The sequence below is a fragment of the Xanthomonas hydrangeae genome (assembly GCF_032697525.1).
GTDB classification, from domain to species: Bacteria; Pseudomonadota; Gammaproteobacteria; order Xanthomonadales; family Xanthomonadaceae; genus Xanthomonas; species Xanthomonas hydrangeae.
This window is the reverse complement of sequence record NZ_CP103836.1, coordinates 4443244-4456402: the sequence shown is the minus strand read 5'-3', so window position 1 is coordinate 4456402 and position 13159 is coordinate 4443244. Positions and strand designations below refer to the sequence as shown.

Genomic DNA, 13159 nt, shown 5'->3' with positions numbered 1-13159 from the left:
CCAACCCCTCTCCCGGGGGGAGAGGGGCTTTAAACGAGCGCTACGGATGCCTTGAGCCCGCAGCGATAAAAGGGCGCATGGCCCAGAACGACAACTTTCTGGCGCATCGACCGAGCACGTCTATCAAGTCCGCCGCGCTCGCGCCGATACCGCTTGCATGGACAGACTGAGCATTATCGGACTGGTGCTTGCGATCGTGGCGATCGTGGGCGGCAGCGTGTTGAAAGGCGCCGGCATTTCGTCGCTGTGGTCGCCGGCTGCCTTCGTGATCGTCATCGTCGGCACCGTGGCGGCGATCCTGCTGCACACCTCTCCGGCGGTTTTCCGGCGCGCCTTCAAGATCCTGCGCTGGGTGATCCAGCCGCCGGCCAGCGACCGCCCGCAGCTGCTGGCGCGCATTGTCGAATGGAGCAACATCGCCCGTCGCCAGGGCCTGCTGGGCCTGGAAGACCAGCTCCCGCGCCAGGACGACGCGTTCCTGCGCAAGGGCCTGCAGATGCTGGTCGATGGCGTGGAGCCCGAATCCATGCGGCATATGCTCGAGATCGAAATGGACAACCAGGAGCGTCAGGATCTTGCCGCGGCCAAGGTGTTCGAAGGCATGGGCATCTATGCGCCCACGCTGGGCATCATCGGTGCGGTGCTGGGGCTGATGGCGGTGATGAAGAACCTGGCCGACCCGGCCATGCTCGGCCATGGCATCGCCGCGGCGTTCACCGCCACCATCTACGGCATCGCCTCGGCCAACCTGCTGTTCCTGCCGGTGGCCGCCAAGCTCAAGAGCGTCATCCATTGCAGCACCAACGAGCGCGAAATGGCGATCGAAGGCTTGATCGCGATCGCCCAGGGCGAGAACCCGCGCAACATCGAATCGAAATTGGCAGGCTACTTGCATTAGCCCCCCCATGGCCCGCCGTCGCAAACATCACGAAGACCATGGCAACCACGAAGCGTGGGCGATTCCGTATGCCGATCTGATGACGCTGCTGCTGGCGTTCTTCGTGGTGATGTACGCCATCTCCTCGCTCAACGAGGGCAAGTACAAGGTCATGGCACAGGCGCTGACCACCGCGTTCGGTGGCTCGTCCACTGCCGCCAGCCCGGTGCAGATCGGCAAGACCCAGACCCTGGGGGCCGATTACGACCGCCCGTCGGTGATCAAGGCCGGCGCACAGATGGCCGCCTCCAACGGCCCCACCGACCCCACCCTGCTGCCATCGATGGCCGCGCAGATGCGCATGCCGGTGTCGCTGCGCAACCAGGCGCAACTGGCGCGTGCGCAGCGGCAGATGGATGCGGTGGCCGCGCAGCTGAGCAAGACGCTGGCGCCGCTGATCGACAAGAAACTCATCACCATCCGCCGCAACGATCTGTGGATCGAAGTGGAGATCAACAGCGACATCCTGTTCGGCACCGGCTCGGCCGCCTTGGCCGGCACCGCCCGCGACACGCTGTCCACCCTCGCCTCGGTGCTGCGCGATGCGCCCAACGGCGTGCGCGTGGAGGGCTATACCGATAACCAGCCGATCGCCACCGCACAGTTCCCCTCCAACTGGGAGCTGTCGGCCGCGCGCGCCGCCAGCGTGGTGCACCTGTTTGCCGACGACGGCGTCGCCCCGCAGCGATTGGCGATGGTGGGCTATGGAGAATTCCGCGCACGTGCCGATAACAGCACTGAGGCGGGACGGAATGCGAACCGGCGCGTGGTGTTGATCATCCTCGCTGATTCGGCTGGCTCACTCGCACCCGATCCGCCATCGCAGATGCATGCGACCGCCGCCGGGGCGCCGAAGCTTCCCAAGTCTGACGGCGGCCAAACGGCCGTCACCACCGAAAGCGGCACAAGTTCCGTCCCCGCCGTAATTCAAGGAGTGCAGTGAGATGCGTATCTGGGCAATCGCCAACCAAAAGGGCGGCGTGGGCAAGACCACCACGACGCTGGCACTGGGTCGCGGCCTGGCCGCGCTCGGCCACCGGGTGCTGTTGGTCGATCTCGATCCGCACTCCTCGCTGACCCGCGCGTTCGGCGTGGCGGTGGACCCGCCGCCGCGCGGGGTGCTGGACCTGTTCGGCACCCCGCCGAGCGATCTGGCCAGCCTGGCGCACGAAAGCAGCATTCCCGGCCTGTCGTATGTGTGCGCGCAAGCCGCGCTGGCCACGCTGGAACGCCGTAGCGCCAATCAGCCCGGCCTGGGCCTGGCGCTGCAGAACGCGATGACCCGCCACGCCGGCCAGCACGACTACATCCTGCTGGACTGCCCGCCCACGCTCGGCCTGCTGATGATCAATGCATTGGCGGCCTGCGACCGCGTGGTGGTGCCGACCCAGGCCGAGCCGCTCGCCCTGCATGGCCTGGCCAGCATGGTGCGCACCGCCGACATGGTGCAGCGCTCGCGTCGCCGTCCGTTGCCGGTGTCGATCCTGCCGACCCTGTTCGACCGCCGCACCCGCGCCGGCACCGAGACGCTCAAGGAAATGCAGGCCACTTACGGCGCAGTCGTCTGGGAAGACGCGGTGCCGGTGGATACCCGTATCTGTAACGCTGCGGCACTGACCGTTCCCGCCACCGGCGGCGACTATCAGGGCCGTGGCCTGTCTGCCTATCGCCGCGCGCTGGAATGGGTGCTGGCCGATGACGCGCTGCCCATGGAGCAAGCCGCATGAGCAACCACACCGCCAACGGTGAGCTCGACGATTATCTGGAAGGCCTGCTGCACGATGCCGGCGTGGAGATCCCCGCTGCCGCGACTGCCGCTGCTGTCACCGCTGCGGTGGCGACTGCCGACATCGCCGCGGCACCGGCGCTTGCCGACACCGATGCAGATGTCGCGCTGGCAGAGCCACCCGTGCAGGCCGTCGCTGTGCCGGAAGCAATCACCCCCGTCCTCAGTGCCGAAGCGATTGCCGCCGATTTCCTGGCCGAAATGGATGCCGACCCGGCCTTCGGCCCGCCCGTCGTTGCCGCGCCGAGCGCTGCAGACATCGCCGCCGATTTCCTGGCCGAAATGGATGCCGATCCGGCCTTCGGCCCGCCCGTCGTTGCCGCACCGAGCGCTGCAGACATCGCCGCCGATTTCCTGGCCGAAATGGATGCCGATCCCGCCTTCGGCCCGCCCGTCGTTGCCGCGCCGAGCGCTGCAGACATCGCCGCCGATTTCCTGGCCGAAATGGATGCCGATCCCGCCTTCGCCACCGCCGCGCCCAGCCCGTTCATGAGCACGGCCGATCTGATGGCCGAAATGGACGCAGACCCGGCCTTCGGCACCGCCGCCTCCAGTGCCGACTTGCTGGCTGCCGATCTGTTGTCGGAGATGGACGCGGACCCGGCCTTCGGTCTTGCCGCACCAGCCGCGCCGGCACCTGCGCGCGCGGCGCAAGCGCCGATCGCACCGCACCGCGCGCCACCGCCATCGATCTATCCGCAAGGCCTCGAAGCGCTGCTCGCGCCCGGCCAGGCCGAGCGTATCCATGCCGAACGACGCGCGGCCGAACGCAGTACGCGTTGGCTGCGCCTGCGCTGCGGCGAACAGACGTATGCACTCGAATTGCTCAAGGTGCAGGAAGTGGTCTTGCCGGTGCCGCTGCTGCCATTGCGCGGCACCCCCAGCGCGATGCTCGGCATCATGAATCTGCGTGGCCAGGTAGTACCGGTGATGGATCTGGGTATCCATCTCGGTGCATCGGCGGTGGACATGGACCTGCACACCCGCGTGGTGGTGCTGGAAGAAAACGGCGAAACCATGGGTCTGCGCGTGTCGGCGGTGGAAGACGTCACCAGCCTCACCGATCAGCAGATCGAGCCACCGGACAACGCCCGCCTGTGCCGCATTTCCAACAACCTGTTCCGCGGCGTCGCGCGCCTGGGTCATCAGCCGATGATCCTGCTCGACGCCAGCCATCTGCTGCATTGATGCGCCGCATAGCTGACGCGCGCATGCACGCGCAGCGATTCAACGTTAAAGCTTTCCCGCCCCCCGCCGTTAGTACGCATAGAACCGTCCGTTCGGAGCAACGATGAGCACAGTGACATTGGGTGAGGATCTCGGCATCGAGACCAGCACCGACCTCAAGCAAAAGCTAGCCGCAGTCCTCGCGGAGGATGGCGACCTGGTGCTTGACGCCGGTGAAGTCCGCCGTATCCACACCGCCAGCGTGCAGTTGCTCTGCGCCTTCGTCCAGGCCCGCCGCCAGGCCGGGTTGAACACCGAGTTCGATGGCTGCAACGACACTTTTAGAGATGCGGTCCGTCTGCTCGGCGTCACCGACGCGCTCGGACTTTCCGCATCCAATGACAACCTGAAATCTGTGGAGAACGCCGCATGAGCGCACGTATCTTGGTGGTGGACGATTCGGCGTCAATGCGCCAGATGGTCTCTTTCGCCCTCACCTCTGCCGGCTTTGCCGTCGAAGAAGCCGAAGACGGCGCCGTTGCGCTGGGCCGCGCGAAGGGCCAGCGCTTCAATGCGGTGGTGACCGACGTGAACATGCCCAACATGGACGGCATTTCGCTGATTCGCGAACTGCGCCAACTGCCGGACTACAAGTTCACCCCGATGCTGATGCTCACCACCGAATCGGCGGCCGACAAGAAATCCGAAGGCAAAGCTGCCGGTGCCACCGGCTGGCTGGTCAAGCCGTTCAATCCAGAACAGCTGATCGCCACCGTCCAGAAAGTTCTGGGTTAATTCTCTCTCGCCTCACCATCGGATTTCGCACCCATGAGCATGGACCTGCAACGTTTCCACGCCACCTTTTTCGAGGAAAGCCGTGAAGGGCTCGACGCGATGGAGGCCGGGCTGCTGTCCCTTGAAGAGGGCAACCGCGACCCGGAAATCATCAACTCGGTGTTCCGCGCCGCGCACTCGATCAAGGGTGGCGCTGCCACTTTCGGTTTCGAGGCCGTCGCCGGCCTGACCCACGTGCTTGAGACGCTGCTGGACGAACTGCGCTCCAACAAGCGCCAGCTCGCACCCAACGCGGTCGATGCCATGCTCGGCTCGGTCGACGTGCTGCGCGCCCTGCTGCGCGAAGCCGAACACGGCACCCCGGCCGACCCGGCTGCGGTCAAGGCCGTGCACACCCGCTTGAACGCGGTGCTGGCTGGCGAAGCCCCGGTAGCTGCAGTCGTTGCCAAGCCGAAGGAAGAAGAACCCGAAGCCTGGCACATCGGCTTTACCCCGGCGCCGTCGCTGTTCATGAGCGGCAACGACCCGCTGCGCATCATCCGCGAGCTCGAGCACCTGGGCCCGCTGCAGATTGCCGCACGTCTGGAGCGCATGCCGGGCTTTGAAAACATCGACCCGCTGGAAGCCTATCTGGCCTGGGATCTGGGCCTGATCGGCAAGATTCCGCGCAGCAAGATCGAAGATACCTTTGCCTGGGTGGTGGACGATTGCGAGCTGGATATCCGCCCGATGGCCGTGCCCGGCCCACCGCCGAGCCTGGCGGTCGACGCGGCTGACACTGCCGCCGTCGCGGTTGCACCAACGGCCGCTGCAGAACCTGCCGCCGCCGTTGCCACGCCTGCCAAGGCCGCCGCGGCCGAAGCCGAAAGCTCCATCCGCGTCAGCGTCGACAAGGTCGATGCCCTGATCAACCTGGTCGGCGAACTGGTCATTACGCAGGCCATGCTCAAGCAGGTCTCCACCGGCCTGGACCCGGCGCATGCCGAACAGTTGTTTGCCGGTCTGGATCTGCTCGAGCGCAACACCCGCGATCTGCAGGAAGCGGTCATCGGCGTGCGCATGCTGCCCGTCGATGCGGTGTTCCGCCGCTTCCCGCGTCTGGTGCGCGACCTCTCCAGCCGCCTCGGCAAGCAGGTGCGTCTGCGCACGATTGGCGAAAGCACGGAACTGGACAAGGGCTTGATCGAAAAAATTGCCGATCCGTTGGTGCACCTGGTGCGCAACTCGATCGACCATGGTCTGGAAATGCCCGATGCGCGCCGCGCCTCCGGCAAGGACGAGACCGGCACCATCACCCTGGCTGCATCGCACCAGGGCGGTCACATCGTGATCGAAGTCAGCGACGACGGCCGTGGCCTCAATCGCGCCAAGATCCTGGAAAAAGCGGCCGAACGCGGCATTGCCGTGCCGGACAACCCGACCGATGCGCAGGTGTGGGATCTGATCTTCGCACCGGGCTTCTCCACCGCTGACGCAGTGACCGATCTCTCCGGTCGTGGCGTGGGCATGGACGTGGTCCGCCGCAACATCCAGGGCCTGGGTGGCGAAGTGCAGCTGGAAAGCAGCGCCGGCAGCGGTACCCGCGTGCTGATCCGTCTGCCGCTGACCCTGGCCATCCTGGACGGCATGACCGTATCGGTCGCCGGCGAAACCCTGATCCTGCCGCTGTCCTACGTGCTCGAAGCGCTGCAGCCGGCGCCGGAAGATGTCCGCTCGATGGCCGGCGACGGCCGGGTGCTGCGGGTGCGTGGCGAATATCTGCCGATCCTGTCGCTCACCAATTACTACGGTTTCGGCGGGCAACAGTCCTCCAAGGAATCGCTGGTGGTGGTGGTCGAAGGCGACGGCCAGAAGATCGCGCTGGAAGTGGACGAATTGCTTGGCCAGCAGCAGGTCGTGGTCAAGAACATCGAAAACAACTATCGCCGTATCCCGGGCGTCTCCGGCGCCACCATCCTGGGCGATGGCCGGGTCTCGCTGATCGTGGACATCGGTGGCCTGGTGCGCTCACTGCGCGTACCGCAAGCCGCCTGACACAAGCTGTCCAAGGGTATGCAGCGATGCGGCATGGACGCCGCGTAACAACGGCAACAACAGCAACAACAGCAACATCATGGTGTGATGTTTTCCGGCGGTCTGGGGCCCGCCGGCATCTACGAACCCGCGCGGCATGGCACGACCCGCGGTGTGTCTTGGCCCTCGGCCACGTCTGACTCAGCGACCGTCCTAGCGCGCCTGATGCATTGCCAGACGCCAACGGTGCCCATTGATCTCTGTAAGCAAGAGATGACTCCGATGAACTGGTTCCGCAATCTCGCCGTCGCACGCAAGCTGGCTGTCGCCTTTTCGTTTACCGCACTGATCACCTTGAGCCTGGGCGTGTTCGCCCTGGCACGCATGCAAGCCAATGCGCATCTGTTGCGCGAGATCGGCCATACCTGGGCACCGGCGGTGCAGCAGCTCAGCGAAATGCGCGCCCTGCTGGGCGAATTCCGCACCTACGAGCTTGCGCAACTTGCGCATGCCGACGACCCGAAGGCGGTACAGAACTACTTCGAGCGCATGGACAAGGCGCGCGGCGAAGTGGATCTGGCACAAGCCGCATACGCCAAGACCACCATGCCCGGCAAAGAAGCCGAGCTGTACGACGGGGTCAAGCAAAAGCTCGCCGACTACTACAAGGCCAACGCCGCGCTCGGCGCAGCCGTGCGTGCCGGCGATCTGGTCACGGCCAATGCGGTGTCCGACGAACAATCGCGCCCGGCGCGGCGCGACCTGTTCGCCAAGCTGGTGGAACTGACCAAGTTCAACACCGCGCATATGAATACCGAGATCGCCAGCGCCGAAGCGGCGTACCAGCGCTCGGTGCGCATCATGATTGCGGCGATGACGCTGGCGGTGTTGCTGGCCGCGTTCGCCGGCTGGTTCATTGCGCGCAGCATCGCCGGCCCGCTGGGTCGCGCCACGCGAGTGGCCGGTGCCATCGCGCAAGGCAAGCTGGATAACGCCATCCATATCGACAGCCGCGACGAGGCCGGGCAGTTGCTGCAGAGCATGCAGGGCATGCAGCGTCAGTTGCAGGCCGTGCTCGCCGCACAGTCGGAAATGGCGCAACGCCACGATGCCGGCGAGATCAGCTTCCGCATGGATCAGACCGCGTTCCCGGGCGACTACGGCACCATGGTGCACGACACCAACAGCCTGGTCGGCGCGCATATCGCGGTCAAGATGAAGCTCGCGCAGATCATGTCGCGCTATGCGATCGGCGATCTGAGCCAGGACATGGATCGCCTGCCCGGCGAAAAGGCCGTGCTCAGCGACACCATGGACACCGTCAAGGCCAACCTGTCGGCGATGAACAGCGAGATCAAGGTGCTCGCACAGGCCGCCGCCAATGGCGACTTCAGCGTGCGTGGCGATGCGCAGCGGTTTCAGTACGACTTCCACGCAATGGTGGACAGCCTCAATCAGCTGATGGCCACCGCCGATGCCAATCTGAGTTCGTTGTCGAAATTGCTGCAGGCCATCGCCGCCGGCGATCTGACCGAGCGCATGCACGGCCAGTTCAATGGCGTGTTCGCGCGCATGCGCGACGATGCCAACGCCACTACCGAACAACTGTCCAGCATCGTCGCGCGCATCCAGCACGCCACCAGCTCGATCAATTCGGCTGCCAGCGACATCGCGGCCGGCAATCAGGATCTGTCGCAGCGCACCGAGCAACAAGCGGCCAATCTGGAAGAAACCGCCGCCTCGATGGAAGAGCTCACCTCCACCGTGAAGCAGAACGCCGAGCACGCACGCCAGGCCAATCAACTGGCGATCGGCGCGGCGAACGTCGCCGCGCAAGGCGGCAATGTGGTGGCGCAGGTGGTCACCACCATGTCGGGCATCGAGGTGTCGTCCAAGAAGATCGCCGAGATCATCAGCGTCATCGACGGCATCGCCTTCCAGACCAATATTCTGGCCTTGAATGCCGCAGTGGAAGCGGCGCGTGCCGGCGAACAGGGGCGTGGGTTTGCGGTGGTGGCATCGGAGGTGCGCACGCTGGCGCAGCGTTCGGCCGGCGCTGCGAAAGAGATCAAGCACCTGATCGACGACTCGGTCGGCAAGGTGGCGCAGGGGGCGGCACTGGTGGATCAGGCCGGCAAGACCATGGCCGAGATCGTGTCGTCGGTGCAGCGCGTCACCGACATCATGGGCGAGATCTCCGCCGCCTCGCAGGAGCAATCGGCCGGCATCGAGCAGGTCAATCTCACTGTGACGCAGATGGACGAAGCCACCCATCAGAACGCCGCGCTGGTGGAAGAAGCCACCGCCGCCGCGCGTGCGATGGAAGAACAGGCCGGGCATCTCTCCGATGCGGTGTCGATCTTCAAGGTGCAGCAGGCTGCGGCGCTGCCGTCGACGCCAAGCCGCCCAGCGCCGCAGCGTGTGGCAAACGACAAGGCCGCTGTCGCCAAGCGACCGGCAACCGCGAGCACCACCACTGCCGCTGCAGCCAAGCCCCGGCGCAAGCCGGCAATGGCCGCACGTGCATCGGTCGCAGCAGCGGCCGACGGCGATTCGAGCTGGCACGAGTTCTGATTTTTCAGCACCTCGCACGGCCGCGGTTCTGGCGGCCACCTCGACGAGAAGCCCCGGCAGCGCTGCCGGGGCTTTTTCTTTATTGCTGCGCACCGCGCCGTGCGTTGACCTGTTTGGCAGCGCCCCTTTGCTCATGCCGCACGTTTCTGCGCGCCGCGCTCGGCGATTCTGCCGCGCCCTGCTCCGCTTGCTCAGTACTGACGTTGCGCACTCAGCCGCCCGCGCGGACGTCGCGATGACCATGAACGCAAGCGCGCCAGCGAACGCCGGCCAGCTCAAGAAGCTCGGCGAGCGGACGCTACCGCTGTACCTCTTTTCCTCCCTCCCTCCCAGAGAACACCATGAAATTTCTGCATTCGCTCAACGTCGGGCGACGCCTGGCGTTGGCTTTCACCTTGTTGATCGTTCTATTGGCCGGCTCCACCAGCCTGGCCTTATACGAGTTCAAGACGGTCAAGAACCAGGTCTCGATCATCATCGAAATCAATAACCGCAAAGCGCAGCTGCTCAACCAGATGCGCGAAAGCAACATGCTCGGCGAGCGCTATATCCGCGACTTCCTGCTGGCGACGCCGCAACAACAGCCCGCGATCGACACAGAGCTCAAGACCAATCGCGCCCACTACGCGGAGCTGTGGGCCGCGCTCAAGCGTTTGCCGACCACCACCGAAGGCATGCGCGCGCGTCAGGTCATCGAAGACAGCCTCACCGCCGCCCGAGCCACCAATAATCGCCTGCTGGGAATGGCCCGCGACGGCGATCTGGAAGGCGCCAAACACCTGTTGAACGGTGAAGCGCAGCCGCTGCTGGAACGTCGCTCCAACGCGATTGCCGCCGCAGTGGAACTGCAGAACCAACAGAACGCTGCAGGTGCAGCGGCCATCCTGGGCAGCGTCGCGCTGGCCAACCGGGCCTTGATCGCTTTCGGCCTGCTGTCGGCGTTCCTCGCTGCCGCACTGGCGTGGCTGATTTCGCGCAGCCTGGTGCGTCCATTGACGCAAGCCACGCAAGTGGCCGAAGCGATCGCGCACGGCAAGCTGGACAACCCGATCGGCCCGCAGCCCGGCGACGAGCCCGGCCAGTTGTTGACCAGCATGCGCGGCATGCAGGACCAGCTCAAGGCCGTTGCCGCCGCGCAGCAGGAGATGGCGCGCCGGCATGACAGCGGGCAGATCAGCTTCCGCATGGACGAGGCAGTGTTTCCCGGCGAATACGGCAGCATGGTGCGCGACACCAATGCACTAGTCGAATCGCATGTTGCAGTGAAGATGAAGCTGGCCCGCATCATGTCGCGCTATGCGGTCGGCGATCTGAGCCAGGACATGGACCGCCTGCCCGGCGAAAAAGCCGTACTCAGCGACACCATGGATGCGGTCAAGCGCAATCTCTCGGCGATGAACAGCGAAATCAAGCTGCTGGCGCAGGCCGCTGCCAATGGCGACTTCAGCGTGCGCGGCGATACGCAGCGCTTCCAGTACGACTTCCTCGCGATGGTGGAGAGCCTCAATCAGCTGATGGCCACCGCCGATGGCAATCTGGGCGCGCTGTCCAAGGTGCTGCAGGCGATTGCTGCGGGTGATCTGACCGAGCGCATGCACGGCCAGTTCCATGGCGTGTTCGCGCAGATGCGTGACGATGCCAATGCCACCACCGAGCAGCTGTCCGGCATCGTCGGGCGCATCCAGCACGCCACCGTTTCGATCAACACCGCCGCCAGCGAAATCGCCGCCGGCAACAACGACCTGTCGCAGCGCACCGAACAACAAGCGGCCAACCTGGAAGAAACCGCTGCCTCGATGGAAGAACTCACCTCAACCGTCAGGCAGAACGCCGAAGGCGCCCGCCAGGCCAACCAATTGGCGATCGGCGCGGCCAGCGTCGCCTCGCAAGGGGGCGAGGTGGTGAACAAGGTGGTCGCCACGATGGCCGACATCGAGGCATCGTCGAAGAAGATCGCCGAGATCATCAGCGTCATCGACGGCATCGCCTTCCAGACCAACATCCTGGCCTTGAACGCCGCGGTGGAAGCGGCGCGGGCGGGGGATCAAGGCCGCGGTTTTGCCGTGGTTGCCTCGGAAGTGCGAACGCTGGCCCAACGCTCGGCTGACGCGGCCAAGGAGATCAAGCACCTGATCGACGATTCGGTCGGCAAGGTCGCCGAAGGCTCGCTATTGGTGAATCAGGCCGGCACCACCATGACCGAAGTGGTCGCCAGCGTGCAGCGCGTGACCGACATCATGGGCGAGATCTCCGCCGCCTCGCAGGAGCAATCCGCCGGTATCGAACAGGTCAACCTCACCGTGACGCAGATGGACGAAGCCACCCAGCAGAATGCCGCGCTGGTGGAAGAAGCCAGTGCCGCCGCGCGTGCGATGGAACAACAGGCCGGTGAGCTGTCCGATGCGGTGGCGATCTTCAAGATCCAGCCGAACGCTGCGCTGCCGTCGGCAACGAACATCCCGGCCCTGCGGCGTCTGGCAGCGGTTTAAGGGAGCGAGGGCTGAAGGCGCCAGATTTAAAGACCCTCTCCCGCCGGGGCGACAAGGCACAGCTTGCGCGCCATCGGCGCGCGTGCCTTGGAGCGCCCGCGCCGCAAGCGCGGGCCGGGGCGCGGAGCAGGGGTTGGGGTGAGGGTACGGAGCGAAGCCCTGTGCCAATTAAGTTGTCCACCAACTGCTCTGCCAGTTCCAGCGACGCGCTTTTTAGTGAACGAGGCTTCGCCCGTACCCTCATCCGGCGCTTCGCGCCACCTTCTCCCGCAGGGAGAAGGGTTCATAGCCCCTCTCCCGCCGGGAGAGGGATTGGGGTGAGGGTACGGCGCCGCAGCCAATCACCAATCACCAATCACCAATCACACGCAATGCTGGCACAGCTACTAGACGCTTCGCGCACGTTGCCACTGACGCTCAAAACGCCCCGATCCTGTCGGGGCGTTTTGCTATCAGGCAAAAACCGGCAGACATACCCCACCTCGCCCCCCCTGCCACATCGCAAGGCCCCTGAGATTCCACCCAACATTGCCGTTGGTCGAAAGGTGATCAAGCGCAAGCTTCTGCGGCCGATACACAGAGCAATGAGGGCAGTCTTGCCCGCGCTACGTCGAAGGAACTCCGCATGCACACCACCAATTCCACACGCTCTGCCCGCCACATGCTGGGCTCCATGCTCGTTGTCGCGCTGCTGGCTGCCGGTGTGTCGTTGCCCCCCTCCTTCGCCGCACCGGCGGCGCCGGTCTCGGTGCTTCTGGACAACGTCCCGGTGAGCGCGCTGCAGTCGCTTGCCATCGATCTGGTGCAATTGCGCGACGACCAGCGTGCGCAGCTTGCCGCCTCGCATGACCTCGCACGCGTCGATGCCTACGACGAGCGTCTGGGCCATCTGCGTCAACGTATCGCGCGGCATGCCGGTTACTTCCAGGCCACTGCACCGCAAGGCGAACAGGCACGGCAGTTTGCGCTGGTGCAGCAGCAGTTGGGCCAGTATCTGGCGCAACACCGTCAGGCCAATCGCGCCCTGCACGATGGCGATCTGCAAACCGCACAAGCCTTGTCGCTCGGCCACGACGGCGATACCCGCCACCAGTTGTGGAGCGAACTGCAGAACCTGCAGCAGTCCGTGGCAAGCGTCAGCAGCACGCAGCGCAACTAAGAGCGGCTAACAAAACTACTGCGCATCCGCAAAACGCCTACCCCGCCACTCCTCGGTCGTGGTGGCACCGCAAGCACATTCCAGCCAGCCCCCCACGCTGCGCCGATCCACGCGACCTGACGTCCAGGTCGGCGTGCGGCGTGCGCTGTGCGGCCTGACGGTGCGCGTAACCCGCCGCAGGCTTACCGAGTCGTGTGCCGGCGCGGGACCAGCAACGGCTTCAAAAATGGCTTCAAAAA

The 13159-nt window shown here is 65.1% G+C and carries 9 protein-coding genes and 1 pseudogene; all 10 read left to right on the top strand.

Translation table 11 applies throughout. The annotated features are described in order from the left end of the window. Positions 1-157 precede the first annotated feature (157 nt). On the top strand, positions 158-898 hold the full coding sequence (locus NYR97_RS18900) for a flagellar motor protein (protein ID WP_026064871.1): 741 nt from the start codon (positions 158-160) through the stop codon (positions 896-898). A gap of 7 nt (positions 899-905) precedes the next feature. Beyond that, positions 906-1880 carry a flagellar motor protein MotD gene (gene motD / locus NYR97_RS18895; RefSeq protein WP_316695254.1) on the top strand — a complete coding sequence of 325 codons (975 nt, stop codon included), beginning with the start codon at positions 906-908 and terminating at the stop codon, positions 1878-1880. Position 1881: 1 nt separating this feature from the next. Then, positions 1882-2664, top strand: coding sequence for a ParA family protein (locus NYR97_RS18890; protein WP_055826914.1), 783 nt, complete (start codon positions 1882-1884; stop codon positions 2662-2664). After that, positions 2661-3911, top strand: a complete 1251-nt coding sequence (locus NYR97_RS18885; RefSeq protein WP_316695253.1) for a chemotaxis protein CheW — start codon at positions 2661-2663, stop codon at positions 3909-3911. The genes NYR97_RS18890 and NYR97_RS18885 overlap by 4 nt, the downstream gene beginning before the upstream one ends. Positions 3912-4014: 103 nt before the next feature. Beyond that, the gene (locus tag NYR97_RS18880; RefSeq protein WP_006448510.1) at positions 4015-4323 is read left to right on the top strand and encodes an STAS domain-containing protein; all 309 of its coding nucleotides are present in this window, start codon (positions 4015-4017) and stop codon (positions 4321-4323) included. Beyond that, a complete protein-coding gene (locus NYR97_RS18875; protein ID WP_002806565.1) occupies positions 4320-4685 on the top strand; it encodes a response regulator in 366 nt (121 codons plus the stop codon). The genes NYR97_RS18880 and NYR97_RS18875 overlap by 4 nt, the downstream gene beginning before the upstream one ends. Positions 4686-4718: 33 nt before the next feature. Then, the gene (locus NYR97_RS18870) at positions 4719-6719 is read left to right on the top strand and encodes a chemotaxis protein CheA (protein ID WP_316695252.1); all 2001 of its coding nucleotides are present in this window, start codon (positions 4719-4721) and stop codon (positions 6717-6719) included. 261 nt (positions 6720-6980) lie between these two features. Then, entirely contained in the window at positions 6981-9272 is a 2292-nt protein-coding gene (locus tag NYR97_RS18865; protein ID WP_316695251.1) for a methyl-accepting chemotaxis protein, read from the top strand. A 341-nt stretch (positions 9273-9613) separates the two neighbouring features. Continuing rightward, positions 9614-11752: pseudogene (locus tag NYR97_RS18860) on the top strand (methyl-accepting chemotaxis protein); the annotation flags it as partial. A 634-nt stretch (positions 11753-12386) separates the two neighbouring features. Beyond that, entirely contained in the window at positions 12387-12920 is a 534-nt protein-coding gene (locus NYR97_RS18855) for a hypothetical protein (RefSeq protein ID WP_316695250.1), read from the top strand. The last annotated feature ends 239 nt before the right edge of the window (positions 12921-13159 follow it).